Here is a 17,911-nt window from a genome sequence, read left to right on the forward strand (position 1 = left end):
TTCCGCTCTCTTTCAGTTTGCTGTGTTTTGCTGTTGGGCGATGTAGGCCCGCCAGCTCCCCAATGCGGTGATGTCGGTGGCGTCGTCGATGGCCCAGCCTTCGCAAATGAACCCTTTCACCAGACGGCCATCGGCGGTTTCCAGTGAGCCGATCCCCAGCGGTGGCGGGATCAGCCCGACAAAGCTGCCGAACTCGCTGACCGGCAATTGCCACAGTTCAATCTGAATGGCGGCGCCGTCATCGCTCTTGATCAGGCCGGGTTTTGGCGGTGTGGTATTGGCCAGGGCATAAAGGCGGTACCAGGGCGCGGTTTCGGTGGCTTCCAGCAAGACGCCGCCGCGCTCGGTAAGTTGGCCATTCAGCGGCATGCCACTGAGGTGGGCGCCCACCACCGCCACGGTGATGTGAGCGGCGTTGTCTTCGCTGGCTGGCGCCGGTGTGAGGTTCGGCAGATCTCTGCCCACGGCTCCGGCCCGCCAGGGCTGATGCTGTTGCCAGCGCCGCCCGAATTCGGCCAGGGCGGCGTCGTGCCAGGCCGGGCCGATCAGGGTGATACCGCAAGGCAGACCGTCCTCGCGGAAACCGCCGGGCAGGGCCAGGGCGCACTGGTCGAGCAGATTGACGAAGTTGGTCCAAACGCCGAGCTGGCTGTTGAGACGGATCGGGTCGGCATTGACCGCGTCGATGCGATAGATGCCCGGTGAGGTCGGCACCAGCAGTGCATCCACCTGGGACAGCAGCGCGTCGGCCTGGCGTTTCAGATCCGCCAGTTTGTACTGGGCGCGGAACGCATCGACCGCGCTCATGCCCTCGGCCACGCCGATGACATCGCGGATCACCGGCAGCAGCGTGTCCTGTTCTTGCATCAAGGGTTCCGCCACGGAGTAACGCTCGGCTACCCAGGGGCCTTGATAGAGGAGGGCGGCGGTGTCGTGCAGCACCTGCGGATCCAGCGGCACTAACTCGGCGATTTCGGCCATGGCGTCGAGCTGCTGTTTCCAGGCTTGCTCCGCCTGGCTGTCGCCGAACCAGGGCAGCTGATCGGGAATGCCGAGCTTCGGCCGCGCCGGCAGGGCCTTGGGGCGCGAAGCCGGATCAGGGCGGCTGTAGCTGTCCCCGGCATCGTAGCCGCGATACAGGTCGTAAACGGTTTCCGCGTCCGCCACTGACAGGGCGAATACACTCACGCAATCCAGAGTGCGGCAAGCCGGTACCACGCCGTGGGTGCTCATGCTGCCCTTGGTGGGTTTCAGGCCAACGGTGTTGGTAAAACCGGCGGGTATGCGGCCGGAACCGGCGGTGTCGGTGCCCAGCGCGAACGGCACCAGTCCCAGGGAAACCACCGCGGCGGAGCCGGAACTGGAGCCGCCGGTGATGTAATCCGGATTGAAGGGATTGGGCACCGCGCCGTAGGGCGAGCGCACGCCGACCAGCCCGGTGGCCAACTGATCCAGATTGGTTTTACCGACCAGAATGGCGCCGGCAGCCAACAGTGCCTGTACCACCGGGGCGGTATGGTCAGCGGTATAAGTGAAAGCGGGACAGGCGGCGGTGGTCGGCAGGCCGGCCACGTCTATGTTGTCTTTTACCGCGAAAGGAACGCCAAACAGCGGCAGGGAAGGATCGGTCAATTGCTCGGCCCGGGCCACCAGATCGGACTCGTCCAGCAGATGGATCCACAGACTCCGTTCGCTGTCACGCAGTGTCGTGTACAGCGTTTTTATTGCTGAGACCGGCGTGTAGTCCCCGGTCTGATAGGCGTCACGCCATTGTTGCAGAGTCCAGCCAAGCACGTTCGCATACCTCGTTGTATACCAATAGGTATGCGAGTCAGTGCAAAGGCGGTGCCAACCTGGAACAAGATGTCATGAGACCCGCTATTCAGCGGTTTCGAAGCGACCTTCCAAGACAGACAGCGGATCAGGGCTGGCTGTGTGTGCCCCGTTCCAGGGCATAAGCCCAAGAACGGGGCGCCGGATTGCCTGGGGATATTCAGATACGCCGTTAATGAACGCTGACTGAAACCGGTGAGGAGTAGATACGGTATTCGCGGCCATCGCCCAGGCTTTCGACATGGCCCACCAGTACCGTGGCATGGCCGGTACCGTTGAAAACCACCTGGCCGTTGGCGCTGGTGTAGTCGATGGTGCTGTCGACCACCAGTATCTGGTCGCTCTGGGCCGCTTGCTGACGGCCATCCTGCAGCGTCAGGGTTATCGGCGCGCTGGCGGTTTCTCCGGCGTTGACGATGATCCGCGTATTGTCGCTGGCGACGTTCACCGGATAGGCGCTGAACCATTGCGCGTAGTCGGTGGTCAGGCCGTGAGTGCCGGCGGCGTAGAACGTTTCGGCGATGGTCTGATCACGGAATGTCCAGGGCCAGAAGGTGGTGCCGCGATGTTTGGCGGCTTCCATCAATGTATTGTTCAGACCACCGTAGGAAGGGTTGAAGGTGGAAGACAGGGTCTGCGTGGCGGACAGTATCCGGCGCAGCGATTTACGCAGATCGCTGTCGGCGCCGAGACTGTTGAGATAGCCGACGGTGACTTCCGGCATGATCTCACGCATTCGTAGCAGTTGGCTGTCGGAGAAGGAGATCACCACGACCTGGTCGGCCACCCCATATTCATCGATGGCGGTCTTCAGATGGTCGACGATTTCCGGTTTGCCGCTTTTGATCTCGACGAAGTGCATCACGGGCTTGCCCTTGAACGCTTCGAAGAACTCGTTCAGGGTCGGGACTTTCAAGCCGGTCAGGGAATCGTGCTCGATATTGAGTGCCTTGAGCTGTTCCAGCGTCATATCCTCGACGTTTCCGGTGCCGTCGGTGGTCCGGTCCACGGTGCCATCGTGCATGATCACCACATGATTGTCGGCGGTCAGATAGATGTCGTTCTCGATCGCGTCGGCCCCCAGTTCCCAGGCGTGTTGCGCGCCTTCGAGAGTGTTTTCCGGGTACAGGGAAGGAACGCCCCGGTGGCCAACCACCAGCGGTTTGCGTAGCAGCGTGTGTTCCGGGAAGCGACCCAGCAGGTCAACGTAGAGCGCGGTATCGGCGCTGACGATACCGTTGACTCCGGTGGTGAGCAGTTCCGCCGCCCGGGTGGCGGAGGTATTGGTGGAACCGGCCCAGACCGTGATCAGCATCCGTTGCAGGTACGCCACGTTGTCAGCGGTGATCAGGTTGCTCGGCAGCAACGCGATCTTGGCGCCGGCACGGTTGGTGGCGTGAACCACGCCAAGCAGGTCCTGACGTGTATTGCCGAGGGAGGCGCCACTGAGATCCAGCGCGGCTCGCACCATTGGCATGGCTTCGCGGGCGGCGGCCAGCAGTTCGGCGTCGTCGGACAACACTGTCAGATCCATCAGGTTGCGCTCACTGACCAGCGTGCTCAGAGCGTTGATTGTGTCCGCCTCGCGAATGCGCAGGGTGGGAATGGCCGTGACCGTGTCCTGGCCCAGATAATCCGCCAGTGTGGTGATGACCTGATCGCTGTCATCAAGCAGGTTCAGGTTTTTATCCAGGGTGAACAGTACATTGCTGGCCTGTAGTCCGGACAGGTCGGTGTCCGCGTCGGCGGTTCGCACCAGTGTTGGCGCCATGGCGACGCCGGTTTCCGGCTCGTTGACGGTGAAGACGGTGGGCAGGTTCGGCAGGGCCTCGAGCTGCTCGGTGACGGTGATCCGGTCCACCCGGAACAGGGTGCCCGCGGCTTGCAGGGCAAGACCGCCCTGGCTGTACTGGCTGTCCAGCTCGCCGTTTTCCAATAGTTCGCCGTTGATGAACTGCTGTACCCGCCCACCCTGAACGATGATGGTGGCGTTGTAGCTTTTTTCGGCGTCGATGGCCTCGGAATAAGGCCCCTTTTCAAGGATGGTCCAGCCACCCGAGCGAAATGCCAGCTCGGTACCGTTGCTGGCGGTGGCGTCCTGGCGAATCGCCATCTGGTAGTAGGGTTCCAGGGATTGCCCGGCACGGTAAATGAACCCGACCCAGCGCGAAGCGGTATTGGCGCTGGCGATGGTGAACTCCGCATCGATGCGGTAGTCGCCGGTGACCCCCAGTTCCGCGGGCAGGGTGACGGCGGTGGCGGTGTAATTGTCGCCCCGGCCGTCGACGAACAAACTGCCATCCTGTACATAGACGGCGTTCTCGACGCCATTATATTGCGCCCACCCCTCCGGGAGAGTGTCCCCTTCGAAGGTCTCGTCCAGCAGTACCCGGGGTTCCGGTTCAGGCTCGCCCGGTTCTCCAGGCTCTTCCGGTTCTCCGGGTTCTCCCGGCTCGCCAGGGTTACCGGGTTCGGTGGGTGGGGTTTCAGGATCCGGGGCCGGATCGTCGTGGTTGCTGGAGGAGTTACAAGCCGCGATAAATAAAGAAAGACACAGTAGCGTCAGACGCCAAATCCGTTGTGACATGGTTGGGTTCCCTTGATGAGAAGAAGCCCAGCGAGTCTAGGTTCGTCAAATGACAACCGGCTTGCAGTTTGGTGAAACGGATTATGACGATGGCGTGCCGTTATCAGCCGGCCCGCGGCGTCACCGCGAAGCCGGCCATGACACTGGTTTTACAGGAAGGATTTTGCGTCGGAGGTGCGTCGCATGGCGCCGTCGGCGGCGTTCGCCAGCTCCCGTCCCTTGGTGACGAAGTGCCGGAAAAAATAATCATGGTGCTCGGTATGTTCATGGAAATGGTGGGGGGTGAGCACGGCGGTGAGAACCGGCACTTCGGCTTCCAACTGCACTTGCATCAGGCCGTTGATGACCGCCGTGGCGACGAAGTCGTGGCGATAGATGCCGCCATCCACCACCAGGCCGCTGCAGGCGATCGCCGCGTAACGGCCGGATTTGGCCAGCAGTTTGGCTTGCAGGGGGATTTCGTAGGCGCCGGGGACCGCGATCACGTCGATCTGATCGGCGCCGTAGCCGAGGCGGGCGAGTTCTTCGCGGAACCCGGTCAGGCACTGAAGCACGATGTCCTGATGCCAGCTGGCATGGATAAAGGCCAGGCGCTGTTGTTCGGGATGGTAAGGCTGGGTGGAACTCTGGGTCTGATTCATGCCGTGTTTCCTGAGTGGCGTTGAGATGAATCAGGGCGAACGTGGGCCGGTGCCGGCGTGGAGGCGACGCACGGGCGTGCCGCCACGGAGGCAGGGAGCCATCGCGTTCTCTCTTATCCGGACTATCACCGTCGGCTCTGGAATCACACCAGATCTGCTGACCCCGTGGCCGTGAGGAAGGCCGGATCACCAACGCTGAGTATGGCGATGGCCTGTGGCCGCGGGCGCTCGCGGGCTTGGGAGAGGCTCCCTCACCGCCGGTGGGGACTTTCACCCCGCCCCGAGAACGATCCGGCGGCTGGGCCGCCGGGCCAAGCAATATAGAAAGTCTGTTGCCCTGAGTCAAAAGCGGATTTGCAACCAAATCGTCATGCGGTTGTCGATAACCGGGATGCCTGCTGGCCGAGCGGCCTCCAACCCGGTGTTTCCGGCGCTTGGGCCTGACGTCGGGATCGGGTATGGTGGCGCCCTTGTTCGCGCCCTGGCCGGGTCACGGCCGCTTGGTCCTGAACCCTTGTTCATGAATATAGAAGCAGACCGACCGGCAAGGTCGGTCCCGGATCACGGTTGTCATGACGGAATCCACCGCCACAACACGGACCTCAAGACCGCCCCTGCTGCGCGCTTTGGTGCCCGCTCTGGCGGCCGCCATCGCGCTTGCCTCCTGGTGGTGGGCGCCCTCCGGTGACGCTGCCTTGATGACCGACCGGGCTCTGTTGGGCCTGATCGAGGACTCCGACCTGTACGCCGTCGATGTGGACCCCGCCCCCACGGTCTGGGAGCACTACACCATCGCCCAGGGGGACTCCCTGGCCAACCTCTGGACCAATCAGTGGCAGCTGCCGGAAGCCGCCCTGTACACCTTGCTCAATGACCCCAAAAGCGCGGACATTCTGCGGCAGGTCAGTCCTGGCCAGCACCTGGAGTGGCGCGCCGATGGCGAGGGCCGCTTGCTGGCGCTGAGGTTGTGGACGGATCCGTCCAGGGGTTGGGAATGGAATCTGCACAATGGCCAGATGCACCGGAGCGCGCTGACCTATGAGCGGAATCTGCATCAAGTGGCGGTGCGTGGTGAGATTCGTTCCTCCCTGTCCGCCGCGCTGGCGGAGGTGCCTTCCCTGGGCGGTCGTGCCCAGGCCATTGCCGCGGAGATGGGGGAATTACTGCCTTTGGCAAGCAAGGCCCGCAAGGGCGACCGCTTCTCTCTGTTAGTGGATCTGGAGTATATCGACGATGCCGAAGGGGCCTATTCGGCCCGGTTGGCGGGTTTTGATTACGAGGGGGAACTGATCTCGGTGCGGGCCGCCCGCTTCGATGATGACCGCTTTTATACGCCGGAAGGCAAGAGCCTGCTGCCGGGCTTTCGTCGTACTCCCTTCAACAGCGAATACCGCATCAGTTCGCCGTTCAATCTGCATCGTCATCACCCCATCACCGGACGGGTGACCCCTCACCTGGGTACGGATTTCGCCATGCCGGTGGGGACCCGGGTGTTGGCGCCGGCCAAGGGCGTGGTGCGCACGGTCTCCTACCATCCGTTGGCGGGGCGTTTCGTGGTGATCGACCACGGCCAGGGTTACCAGACCCGCTACTTGCATCTGCAAAAGGCGCAAGTGCGGCCCGGGCAGGAGGTGACGCAGGGTGATGTCATCGCGCTGAGTGGCAATACCGGCCGCAGCACCGGTTCCCATCTACACTACGAACTGCGCCTCAATGGCCGACCGCTGAACCCGATGACCGCCTCGCTGCCGTCCCGCGAACGGCTGCAAGCGGACGAATTGCGCCGCTTCCAGCACCAGTACGCCGCCTATTTTGATCTTACCGAGCAGGAAAACGGCACCGCCGTGGCTCGCAACGACAACGGCCGCGATAACGCCGGCTGATTTCTCCTGGAGCGAAACTTCCCGCTAAACCGCGATGAACCAAAAAAAGCCCCGCTCTTGCGAGCGAGGCTTTTTTGTATGGTGCCCGGAGGCGGAATCGAACCACCGACACGGGGATTTTCAATCCCCTGCTCTACCGACTGAGCTATCCGGGCGTCAGGGCGCGTATTAAAGCGACTCCGTTGGGCGTCGTCAAGTGCGGTTATTTATTGGTCATTTTCTTCCGAAGGCGGGGTGTAGCCTTCCGCTTGTTCCACGTTTTCGTTGTTGAAAAAACGATCACGTTGTTCGTCGAGGAAGGCGCGCGCCTTGGGGTCCATCACGTTGAGATGTTTCTCGTTGATCAGCAAGGTCTGATGTTGCAGCCATTCCTGCCAGGCCTTGCGTGACACATGGTCGTAAATGTCCTGGCCCTTGGCGCCAGGAAAGGGAGGCCGGTCCAGGCCTTCCAGACGTTCCTGATATTTACGACAGAATACGGTGCGGGTCATGGCATCCTCGAGATGGTTCAGGGTTTTCAGGTTACAGCATGCTCTGTTGGCGCGGTTGACGCAGCCCACTGAGCAATTTTTTTACCGGGGCGGCCAGGCCCAACTCGCCGGGAGCATCGGGATCCACCCAGCGCCCATGCTCTTCCTCCAGTCGGGCACCGGTGCCCGCCACCTGAATCAGCGCCGGCTCCACGTCCAGGTGAAAATGGCTGAAGGTGTGCCGGAACGGCGTCAGGGTTTCCCGATGGCGTTCGGTCAGGCCCCGTTGTGTCAGCACGTTCTCCGGTGATTCCTCCGGGTCCTGCTGGGGGAAACACCAAAGGCCGCCCCAAATGCCGCTGGGTGGGCGCGGCTCCAGCCAGACGCTGCCATCGTCACTTTGCAGGATCAGCATACGGGCCTGGCGAACCGGCTTGGTCTTGGCCGGCTTGCGTCCGGGAAACTGCTCGGGGTTGCCGTCGGTGTGGGCCTGGCAGCGCCGGTGCAGCGGACATTCGCCGCAGGCCGGACGTCGCCGCGTGCACAGCGTGGCGCCCAGATCCATCATCGCCTGGGTATAGTCCGCCAGGCGCTGATGCGGCGTATAGTGCTCGGCCAGTTCCCAGAGCCGGTTCTCCACCGCTTTCTGGCCGGGCCAGCCGGCCACCGCGTGCAGACGGGTCAGTACCCGTTTCACGTTGCCATCCAGGATCGGCGCGCGCACGCCACGGCTTTGCGCCAGGATGGCGCCGGCGGTGGAGCGGCCGATACCGGGCAGGGTGGCCACGTCCTCCACGGTTTGCGGGAACTCGCCACCATGGTCATCGACCAGTTGCCGGGCCGCTTTGTGCAGATTGCGGGCACGGGCGTAGTAGCCCAGCCCGGTCCACAGATGCAGCACGTGATCCACCTCGGCGGTGGCCAGGCTATGCACATCCGGGAAAACCTCCATGAAACGCTGGAAGTAGTCGATGACGGTGATCACCTGGGTCTGCTGCAGCATGATTTCCGACACCCACACCCGGTAAGGGGTGCGGGGATGCTGCCAGGGCAGATCCTTGCGGCCGTGCTGGTCGTACCAGGCCAGCACGGCGTCACTGAAGGCGGTGGTCGCGGTACTCAGTTGAACAGCCCCTTGAGTTTGTCGCCCAGTTTTTCGTTGAGTTTGTCGCGCTGCTTCTCGATTTCCTCCCGGGCTTTTTGCCCGGCGGCGTTTTTCAGCACTTCCTCGGTGGTATCGCCTTCGGCATCGATGCCGAGTTTGTCCTTCAATTTGCCCTTGGCGGCATTGGTGGCGGCTTGCTGGGCGATCTTGCGGAAGCCGTCTCTGTCCGGGCCGCACCATTTGGCCGGGCTGCTTTCCAGGCTGCCCTGGCAGCGCAGGGGCCAGGTGGCGTCGCCCAGATACTTGCCGCCGTCCAGTTCAGGGGACTTCATGCCAATGCGCATGTCGAACTGCTGGGTCAGGATGTTGAACCAGCCATTACCGGAGAGGGTGCCTTTCTCCAGCGTGGCGTCCAGGCTTTCCAGATAGGCGACCTGTTTGTCCAGCCGCGTTTTACTGGTCAGGTCGATGATCTTGGTGTCCTCGGAAAGCACCGGGGGCAGCTTGCCGGATTCCTGGTTGGGAATCAGCGCGGTCAGTCCCTTGAGCCCGCCAAGGGTATCGTTGATGCCGCCCACCAGGGTGTTGTACAGATTCAGGCCGCGCACGGTACCGTCGGCCAGGCCCAGACTGACGTTGCCCTTGGCGGATTCCACCAGCGCCTTCTGGCTGTTGCCGCTGGCGTTGAAACTGCCGTCCATGCTGAACAGCCCGGTGGCCAGGTCGTCCTTCATGGCCATCTTGGCGATGGGCTGGATCTGCATGCGATTCACCTTGGTGCGCGCGCTGATCCGAGGGGTTTTGCCGGCCACGTTGAGGGTGCCGCTGGCGTTGAAATCCCCGTTCAGGGTCTTGCCGCTGGCCTGGGTCAGTTTCAGTACACCATTGGCGGCGGACACCGCGAAACTCAGGTCGCTGGCCTCGATTTGTTCGAAGGTCAGATGGCCGATGCGGAATTTGCCGTCCAGCAGTAACGGGCGCAGGGTCTCCACCGGAATCAGTTCCGCTTCGGTGAGGTTGGCGGCGCCGCCGCTCTTGCCGGCGTCACCTCCGGCGACGGGTTTGTCCTCGGCGGGGCTTTCCGGCGGCAGATACGGGTCCAACACGATCTTGTCCATGGTCAGATCGAAGGCGATCTTGCCGGTTTCCAGGTTCCGCAGTCCGGCGCTGCCGTTAATCGTGCTGTCATCGAGAGTAACGGTGAGAGGGTTGGCGACGACGCTGTTGGCCGGGCCCGACAGGGTGGCGCTCATCGCCACTTTGTTGAGGGCGCTGTCGCCGCGGGTCTCGATGGCCGGCTCGCCCAGCGCCTTCAATACCGTGTTGAGGTTGAAGGGCTCGGTGTCGAGTTGGCCGGCCACCACCATGTCGCCGGTGAGTCCGGTAATTCGCGCTTCGCCGGTGGTGCGCGTGCCGGCGGCCTGCAGCACCAGGTTGGTGAGACTGGCGCTGTCCTCCTCCAGGTTCACGTCCAACGCTTGTTCCAGGTGCACATCCACGGGCTGGGTGGTGGCGCCGGCGATATTGGCGTCCAGCACCATGGGGGCCAGCACGAAGTGGTTGGCATCCAGGTCGGCGGCCAGCGTGGTTTTCAGGTTCAGATCCACGCGCAGGTCGCTCTGGTCCTGATAGCGAAGCGACATTTCCAGCGGAAATGGCTCGTCCAGGCTGACATCGCGGGCGTTGAAATTGAAATGCTCGACGCGAATATCGGTGCCATCGGTGGCGTTGCGATAGCTGATGCGGCCGTTGGTGATGTCCACGGAAGGAATCGTCAGAGGAATATCGAGGGTACTGCTCTCCTCGCCGCCGTTGGCGGTTTCCTGTTCCTCGCCGGCCTGATCCTGGCTGGCCTCGCCCCGGGGACCGATCCTTTCCCAGTTGCCGCCTTGCTGATCCTCGCGCAGATTCACTTCCAGGCCGTCGATCAGTACGCCGTCCATCTCCACCTTGCCGAGCAGCAGGGGCCACACGGCGACGCTGACACTGGCATTGTCGAGAGCCGCGAACAGTTCTTCCTCATCGGCGATGCGGGCCTCGGTGCGGCCCAGGCTGACGCCCAGGGAGGGCCAGAACTGCCAGGAGAGATCGCCGGGAATGGCGAGGTCCAGGTTGGCGTTCTGGCGCGCCTGCTCCTCGATCTGCGGCTTGAAATCGTTGGGGTCGATCACCTGGGTGACGACGAAAATCGCCGCGGCCAGCAGTACCACGACGGCCAGGATTACGATGACAATGATCTTGATTGCACGTCCCATGACGGTGCTCTCCTTGCGCCCGGGCCCTCGGGCCCCGATGATAACGAGTTGGTGTAATCGTAACGAAGCCCAGGCCCGTTCGACACCATGATAACGATGATAACCTTTTGAGCCCGGGCCGTGGCGTTTGTGCCGCCGCGGTGGAGCGATTTTTGCCTGATGGCCGCCGTGGGCCATTGAGAAAATCGCCTTCGGCACTTTTGAGGTATTGGACAAGACGGCGGTGACGCGCTGCCGGTATTCTACCTCCAATACGGGCAAGGCGGTGGCGTAATGGCCAGGCTCTTATGACCATTTGGGGAACGACGATTGGTAAAGTTCCGTAACTTCCTGCTGTTCCTGGGGCTGGCTCTGTGCGCCGCGCGGCTTTGGGCCGCGCCGGTGGTGGTGCCGGATGGCCACCGGAATGAGGTGGCGGTGGCCAAATCCATGGATGTACTGGTGGATCCCGAGGGGCAGTGGGATTTGTCTCAAGTGCGTGAGGATTTTTCCAGCCGCTTTACCGTCAATACGGCGGAGGAGCCCAACTTCGGTTTTACCAGCAGCGTGATCTGGCTGCGGTTCACGCTCGACACCAGCAAGGTGACGGACCAGAGCTGGTATTTGGTGGAGCGCTACCCGATTCTCGATCACATCACTCTGTACGCACCGCGCCCGGATGGTGGCTACGATGAAGTGGCCATGGGGGACACGTTGCCGTTCCACATGCGGATGATGAATCACCGGGCCTTTATCTTTCCACTGGACACCGACCAGACCGGGCCGCGCACCTTTTATGTGAAAGTCAGCGGCAAGGGAGCGATCAATCTGTCGCCGGTGCTCTACAACAGCACCGGGCTGGTGGAATACACCTATCGGGATACCCTGCTCTACGGAGTGTTCTATGGGTGTTTGCTGATCATGGTGATCTACAACGCGCTATTGGCATTGTCGCTGCGGGAGCCGGTGTATCTGTATTTCGTGGCTTTCCTGGTGGGGATGGTGATCTTCATCCTCAATATCAATGGCTTCGGTTTGCAGTTTGTCTGGCCGATGTGGCCCAAGCTCAATGAATATTACTGGCTTGGCATTTACATCAGTTGTCCGGCGCTGGCCATGTACTCCCGGGCCTTCCTGGAATTGCGCGTGCGCTTTCCGCGCTACGACCGTGTGTTGCGGCACTATCTGATCGGCGCGCTGGTGCTGCTGGTGGTGCAACTGATGATCGCGCCGCCCTGGTCCTATTATTTGTCCACCGCTCTGGTGGGGGTCACCGTGGTGTTGTTCAGCTGGCTTGGCTGGATGGTTCTATCCCAGGGATACCGGGCGGCGCGCTTGTTCGTGCTGGCCTGGTGGGTGTTCATGCTGCTGGTGTTTATTTTCATCCTCGGTATCGTCGGCTGGCTGCCCTATACCTCCTTCATCACCATCCTGCCGCATCTGGCCACGTTGTGGGTGGTGGTAATGCTGTCGCTGGCGCTGGGGGACCGCATTCGCTTCCTGGAACGTGAACGCAACAGTCTGTTCGAGGAATCCCGCCGCAACCTGGAACGCCATGTGGCGGAAATGGAACGTGTGAACCGGGACAAATCCACCTTCCTGCAGTACGTCAGCCACGAATTGAACACCCCCATCAACTGGCTGGGCGCGGCGGATACTCTGAGCGAAGAGGATGACCGCCGTGATACCTGGAATCTGGTGCGCAAGGGGCAGCAGCGTTTGATGGGACTGGTGAGCACGTCGTTGCGCTATTTCGACCTGTCGGACCGGGAGAGCCCCACGCTGATCACCGTGTGCGACCCTTACTGGTTAGTGGAAGCGCTCACCACCAGCCGTGTCGAGTGTCTCGAGCAGCGCGGACTGACGGTGCGGAACCGGGTGTCGGAGAGGCTGCGGGTGCGTGCCAACGAGAGCGAGCTGCAAGAGGTGCTGGCGATGGCGCTGGACAACGCCATCCGTTTCAGTCCCGCCGGAGAGGACATCGATATCAGTAGTCAGCGCCTGGAAGGCGTGGGCGAAATCCGCATGCGTGATAACGGAAGCGGTGTCGGCACGGATCAGTTGGAGAGTCTGTTCGAACCCTTCTTCATCATGGGTTCACGCCATCACGAGGACGGGTTTGGCCTGTCTCTGGCGATGGCGCGGGTGATGATCGAACAGAGCGGCGGACGGATCTGGGCGGAAAGCGCCGGCGAAGGGCAGGGCTTCACCCTGGTGATCCGCCTGCCGCTGGCGGAATAACCGGGCCGTGGGGCGCTAGCGCAGCGTCCCCATCATCTGTCCCATGCGCACCGGGCTTTCGGCGCTCAGGGCGGCATCGAATTCCGCGTGGCCACGGGCGAACAGCACAATGGCGGTGGAGCCCAGCAGGAAACGACCCAGTTCCTCGCCGCGTTGCAGCGTGATCGGCTGACGGTTCCGGTAGTCGCCGTGCGTCACCCGGCGGGGCAGGGGCGTGACCTGGCCGGAGAACACCGTCTCGATGCCGGCGACGATCATGGCACCCACCAGAATCACCGCCATCGGGCCTTGCCCGGTATCGAAAACGCACACCAGCCGTTCGTTGCGGGCGAACAGGCCGGGCACCCGTTCGGTGGTGGCCTGATTCACCGAGAACAGTCGACCCGGCACATAGCGGGTTTCCCGCAGGGTGCCGGTGGCGGGCATATGCACCCGGTGATAATCCTTTGGCGATAAATAAACGGTGGCGAACTGGCCGCCGAGGAATTCCGTGGCCAGGTCATGGTCGCCCCCCAGTAGCTGGAACAGGCTGTAGTTGTGTCCCTTGGCCTGGAAGATACGGTCGCCTTCGATGGCGCCAAGTTGGCTGATGGTGCCGTCCGCCGGGCAGGCGATGGCATCGGCCTGTTCCGGCAATGGTCTGGCGCCGTCGCGCAGGGCTCGGGTAAAGAACGCGTTGAAATGGGGATAGCGCCCGGCTTCGGTGACCTCCGCCTCGGACAGATCGACCTGAAAACGGCGGATGAACAAACCAATGAAAGTGTCCTTCACCCAGGGTGTTTCACTGCGGGCCAGAATGCCCACCAATCGTGACAAGGCGTGGTGGGGCAGCAGATATTGCAGAGCGACGAACAGACGTTGCCATAAGTCCTTCAAGAGCACCTCGGAATGCGGTCGGTTGTTATTCGGACTTTTCGAACGGGGTGTCGGGGTGATTGCCCCATTCCGCCCAGGAACCGGCGTAGCCGGCGATATGAGGGAACCCCAGCAGCTTGCCCACCAGCCAGGTAAAGCTGGAGCGGTGGTGGGTCTGGCAGTGGGTGATCACCCGGCGGTCGGCGGTGATACCCTGGGCGGCCAGTTCCCGGCGCAGGGTATCCAGGTCGCGCACCCGCAGGTGATCGTTCTTGTCCATGGCGTCGGTCCACTCATAGTGCACCGCGCCAGGAATGTGGCCGCCTTTCTGGGCAAAGGCGCGGATGCCCGCGTACTCCTCCTCGGAGCGGGCGTCCCAGATCACCACGTCGGGGTTCTGGTATTCGGCCAGCACCGTCTCCAGGTCCACGTTGACGCCGGCCTTGTGCAGGCTGACCTCATAATCGCTGGGTGTGGGGGTATGGGGTTCGCTGCTGGTGGGCAGGTCCGCCGCCAGCCAGGCGTGGATCCCACCGTTGAGGTAGGAGTAGTGGGCGTGGCCAAGGTAGTCCAGGGTCCACAGCAATCGCCCGGCCCAGCCGCCGCCTTCGTCATCGTAGGCCACCACCTGGGTGTCCGGGGTCAGCCCCAGTTCGGAGAACAGGTCGGACAAGGCATCGTCGTCGGGCAGTAGCCCCGGGGCCGGCTGGGTGCCCTTCTGCAGGCGTTTGAAGTCCAGGTGCACGGCACCGGGCACATGGGCCTGGGCGTAAACCTGCTCTTTACTCAGATCAACGATCAACAGCCCGGCATCATCAAGGTGATTGGCCAGTTCGGCGGGTTCCAGCAACAGGGGCAGGGGCATAAGTCAATCAAACAGTCGTGGGTCGGGAATTTGGAGGAGTGAATAAATTTTCACCGCCTCATACAGGGTTTCATTGTCCAATATCCGCCGGCCTTTATCCAGGAGGGGGAATCTCGAGGCATCGCTCAGTAGCGCGCGCGGGCCTCGTCGTCCAGGGTGTCGGCGATCTGGAAGTAGTTGTGCAGGCGTTCGTGTATGAACGCATCGTTCTGGGCGGCCGCGAGCAGTGCGCAGCCGGGTTCATGCCGGTGAGTGCAGTTACGGAAGCGACAATGGCCAGCCTGCTCGGACAGTTCCCGATAGCCGTGCAACAGCTCCTGCTCATCGATGTGCCAGAGGCCGAATTCGCGAATTCCCGGAGAATCGATCAGGTGGCCGCCTTTGGGGAAATGGAACAAACGGGCGGTGGTGGTGGTGTGCTGGCCCAGCCCCGACATCTCCGATATCTCGCCCACCGCCAGATCCGCCTCCGGCAGGATGGCATTCACCAGGGAGGATTTGCCGACCCCGGACTGGCCGACGAAGACGCTGGTGGCATCCGCCAGGGCGGCGCGCAGGGGGGCCAGCTGCTGGCCGTCGCCATGGGCGGACAAGGTGATCACCTGGTAGCCGAGGTGGCGGTAGAGCGCGCAGATGTGCTTGGCCTGATCGCGGTTGTCGTCGTCCAGCAGATCGGTCTTGTTCAGCACCAGCACCGGTTCGATACCGGACAGCTCCGCCGCCACCAGATAGCGGTCGAGCAGGGCGCTGGAAGGCGCCGGGCGCGGGGCGAACACCACCAGAAGGCGGTCCACGTTGGCGGCCACGGGCTTCAGGTTGCCGTAGTTGTCCGGGCGTTTCAGTACCGTATGGCGCGGCTCCACGGCGGTGACCACGCCGGTGCCCTCGCTGCGTGGCGGGTGCCAGAGCACCCGGTCACCGACCACCAGTTGTTCCAGATTGGCGCGGAAATGACAGCGGGCCGGGGTGCCGTCCTGGGCTTCCACCAATACCTGGCCACCGAAGTGGGCGATCACGGTACCCCACTGTTCCTCACCGAGGTTGGTGGCCACCGGCTGCTCTTTTTCCGCTTTGCGCTGCATGCGATCGCGGCGCTCGCCCTGGATCTTTTCAATGCGCCAGCGCTGTCGCCGGTTGAGATTGCGTTTCGCCATGCGTTCGCGAGGAGGTCGGTTGAGGTGGCGCCATTATGGCACGGTTGAGAGGCGAGTGCGCTTGCACGCATGCACGCAACACGCTTGCACGCCAGGATAGAACCTGGGAGCAGAAGCGTCGTGGTGCTCTCTGTGGCAGCAGTAGGGCTTTAAGCGTTTGTCCGTGGACCTCGCTGCTTTTGATTTTCCGCGTGTTGCGTGTGAGCGCTCCAGGCTTTCGGCGTCAAGCGTCAGGGTCATTCTGGTACCATGGCGTTTAAATTTATCTCCATACAGGACCCGTGAGATGCCATCGAAAGACAACCTGATCTGGATCGACCTGGAAATGACCGGTCTGAGCCCCGAGCAGGATCGCATCATTGAGATTGCCACTATCGTTACCGACGCCAATCTGAACGTGCTGGAGGAGGGGCCGGTGCTGGCGGTGCATCAGAGCGACGAACGTTTGGCGGCCATGGACGAATGGAATACCCGCCACCATGGTAACTCCGGGTTGACCGAGCGGGTGCGCGCCAGCCGCGTGGACGAGGCGGAGGCGGAGCGGCAGACGCTGTTGTTCCTGGAGCAATACGTGGATGAAAAGATGTCACCGATGTGTGGCAACAGCATCTGCCAGGACCGCCGTTTCCTGGCACGTTACATGCCCGCCCTGGAAGCGTTTTTCCACTACCGTAATCTGGATGTCTCAACCTTGAAGGAACTGGCCACGCGCTGGAAACCGGGGATACTGTCTGGTTTCAAGAAAGAGAACAAACATCTGGCGCTGGATGACATCCGTGAATCGATCGCCGAGCTGGCCTACTACCGGGAACATTTCATCCGCGAATAGCGTCCCTTGTTAAGCCGGGTGTTGGCCGGCCACGGAGTGCGCTGATCGAAAGGAGAAAATATGGACACCATTCGGGTCTGGGACCTGCCCACCCGCCTGTTTCATTGGTTGCTGGTGGCGGGTATCGGTTTCCTCTGGTATTCCGGGGGCAAGGGTGAGCAGTTGATGGTCTGGCACATGCGCGCCGGCTATCTGGTGCTGGGCCTGGTGATTTTCCGGATTATCTGGGGGCTGTGGGGTTCCCGCCATAGTCGTTTCACGGCGTTTCTGGCCGGGCCCAGACGTACCCTGGAATATAGCAAGGCCTTGGTTCGTGGGCGGGCCCCGGTGTTTACCGGCCACAATCCGCTGGGCGGCTGGATGGTCATGCTGATGTTGCTGTCTTTGCTGGTGCAGACCGTTACCGGCCTGTTCGCCACCGACGATATTTCACTGGAGGGGCCGTTGAGCAACCAGGTTGGCGGCGCCACGGCCCGCGCGCTCACCGATGTGCACTTTCTGAATTTCGATCTGCTGTTGATTCTGATCGTCGCGCATGTGGCGGCGGTGCTGCTGCATCGGCTATTGGGGGAGCCGTTGCTGGTGGCCATGCTGACCGGGCGTAAGCGGGTGCCTGATAAGGCCGGCCCGGACCAGGCTTTCGCGCCTTGGTGGCGGGCATTGCTGGTGGCCTTGCCGGTGGCCGGGGCGATTTACTGGTTGGTGAGCTGACCGGGCCGCCAGTGGCGGCCCGGTGGCGCAAAGATCACACACAGACTCTAACGTTCGCGATATTCGGTGTGGCAGGCGCGGCAGGTTTCTCCGACCTTGCCCACTTGCGCGAACAGGGCCTGCTGATCGGCGCTTCCGGCCATCTCCGCCAGTTCGGCGGCGGCGTTCTGGAAGTCCCGGGCTTTGCCATCAAAGTCGGCGCGGTTCTCCCAGATCGCCGGTTTGGCGTGGCTGCCATCGGCGGAGCCGGCGTCCGCGAAGCCTTCCCAGGGCAGACCTGACAGTTGCGCCACGATGTCGGCTTTTTCCTCGAACACCGCTTGATCGAAGGGCTGCTCGCCCTTGGCCATGGCCCCCAGAGTGCCGAAGTGCCAGGCCGTGGCCTTGAATACGGATTCACGATATTCCGCCGCCTCGTTTGGGCCCTTACCACAGGCACTGAGTAGGCCGGCGGCCAACACCGGGATCAACAGACTGACTTTCCTCATTGGACTCTCCCTGAC

14 protein-coding genes, 1 tRNA gene and 1 riboswitch are annotated in these 17,911 nt (G+C 62.3%); of the genes, 4 read left to right on the forward strand and 11 right to left on the reverse strand.

Going from position 1 to position 17,911, the window contains the following annotated elements:
- Positions 1-12 precede the first annotated feature (12 nt).
- From atzF to E0L37_RS10675, 3 genes are all read right to left on the reverse strand, one after another.
- Positions 13-1,794, reverse strand: coding sequence for an allophanate hydrolase (gene atzF, locus E0L37_RS10665; RefSeq protein WP_133491721.1), 1,782 nt, complete (start codon positions 1,792-1,794; stop codon positions 13-15).
- A gap of 211 nt (positions 1,795-2,005) precedes the next feature.
- Entirely contained in the window at positions 2,006-4,420 is a 2,415-nt protein-coding gene (locus E0L37_RS10670; RefSeq protein WP_133491722.1) for a glycerophosphodiester phosphodiesterase family protein, read from the reverse strand.
- Positions 4,421-4,569: 149 nt separating this feature from the next.
- Positions 4,570-5,061 (reverse strand): 6,7-dimethyl-8-ribityllumazine synthase, encoded by a 492-nt coding sequence (locus tag E0L37_RS10675; protein ID WP_133491723.1) that lies wholly within the window; start codon positions 5,059-5,061, stop codon positions 4,570-4,572.
- A gap of 101 nt (positions 5,062-5,162) precedes the next feature.
- Positions 5,163-5,353, reverse strand: a riboswitch (FMN riboswitch).
- 280 nt (positions 5,354-5,633) lie between these two features.
- Between E0L37_RS10675 and E0L37_RS10680 the strand changes: the two genes are divergently transcribed.
- A complete protein-coding gene (locus tag E0L37_RS10680) occupies positions 5,634-6,944 on the forward strand; it encodes a peptidoglycan DD-metalloendopeptidase family protein (protein ID WP_133491724.1) in 1,311 nt (436 codons plus the stop codon).
- Positions 6,945-7,023: 79 nt separating this feature from the next.
- On the opposite strand, the gene E0L37_RS10685 is transcribed toward E0L37_RS10680, so the two are convergent.
- The 4 genes from E0L37_RS10685 to E0L37_RS10700 form a co-directional block, all read right to left on the reverse strand.
- Positions 7,024-7,099: transfer RNA gene (locus tag E0L37_RS10685), tRNA-Phe, on the reverse strand.
- Between the two features lie 51 nt (positions 7,100-7,150).
- On the reverse strand, positions 7,151-7,435 hold the full coding sequence (locus E0L37_RS10690; RefSeq protein ID WP_133491725.1) for an oxidative damage protection protein: 285 nt from the start codon (positions 7,433-7,435) through the stop codon (positions 7,151-7,153).
- Between the two features lie 31 nt (positions 7,436-7,466).
- Entirely contained in the window at positions 7,467-8,537 is a 1,071-nt protein-coding gene (gene mutY, locus E0L37_RS10695) for an A/G-specific adenine glycosylase (protein WP_133491779.1), read from the reverse strand.
- On the reverse strand, positions 8,534-10,774 hold the full coding sequence (locus tag E0L37_RS10700) for an AsmA family protein (protein WP_133491726.1): 2,241 nt from the start codon (positions 10,772-10,774) through the stop codon (positions 8,534-8,536). The genes mutY and E0L37_RS10700 overlap by 4 nt, the downstream gene beginning before the upstream one ends.
- A 309-nt stretch (positions 10,775-11,083) precedes the next feature.
- On the opposite strand from E0L37_RS10700, the gene E0L37_RS10705 reads away from it, so the two are divergent.
- Positions 11,084-12,994, forward strand: coding sequence for a sensor histidine kinase (locus E0L37_RS10705; RefSeq protein WP_133491727.1), 1,911 nt, complete (start codon positions 11,084-11,086; stop codon positions 12,992-12,994).
- A 15-nt stretch (positions 12,995-13,009) separates the two neighbouring features.
- On the opposite strand, the gene asd is transcribed toward E0L37_RS10705, so the two are convergent.
- The 3 genes from asd to rsgA form a co-directional block, all read right to left on the reverse strand.
- Positions 13,010-13,870: an archaetidylserine decarboxylase gene (asd, locus tag E0L37_RS10710; RefSeq protein WP_133491728.1), complete on the reverse strand. Its 861-nt coding sequence runs from the start codon at positions 13,868-13,870 to the stop codon at positions 13,010-13,012.
- Positions 13,871-13,895: 25 nt separating this feature from the next.
- Entirely contained in the window at positions 13,896-14,714 is an 819-nt protein-coding gene (locus E0L37_RS10715) for a sulfurtransferase (RefSeq protein WP_133491729.1), read from the reverse strand.
- A 125-nt stretch (positions 14,715-14,839) separates the two neighbouring features.
- Positions 14,840-15,868 (reverse strand): small ribosomal subunit biogenesis GTPase RsgA, encoded by a 1,029-nt coding sequence (rsgA, locus tag E0L37_RS10720; RefSeq protein ID WP_133491730.1) that lies wholly within the window; start codon positions 15,866-15,868, stop codon positions 14,840-14,842.
- Between the two features lie 286 nt (positions 15,869-16,154).
- On the opposite strand from rsgA, the gene orn reads away from it, so the two are divergent.
- Positions 16,155-16,697: an oligoribonuclease gene (orn, locus tag E0L37_RS10725; protein WP_133491731.1), complete on the forward strand. Its 543-nt coding sequence runs from the start codon at positions 16,155-16,157 to the stop codon at positions 16,695-16,697.
- 60 nt (positions 16,698-16,757) lie between these two features.
- A complete protein-coding gene (locus E0L37_RS10730; RefSeq protein WP_133491732.1) occupies positions 16,758-17,408 on the forward strand; it encodes a cytochrome b/b6 domain-containing protein in 651 nt (216 codons plus the stop codon).
- Between the two features lie 47 nt (positions 17,409-17,455).
- On the opposite strand, the gene E0L37_RS10735 is transcribed toward E0L37_RS10730, so the two are convergent.
- Positions 17,456-17,896, reverse strand: coding sequence for a cytochrome c (locus E0L37_RS10735; protein ID WP_133491733.1), 441 nt, complete (start codon positions 17,894-17,896; stop codon positions 17,456-17,458).
- Positions 17,897-17,911 lie beyond the last annotated feature (15 nt).

Origin of the sequence: Alcanivorax sp. 24 (assembly GCF_004360225.1) — a bacterium.
Classification (GTDB): Bacteria; Pseudomonadota; Gammaproteobacteria; order Pseudomonadales; family Alcanivoracaceae; genus Alloalcanivorax; species Alloalcanivorax xiamenensis.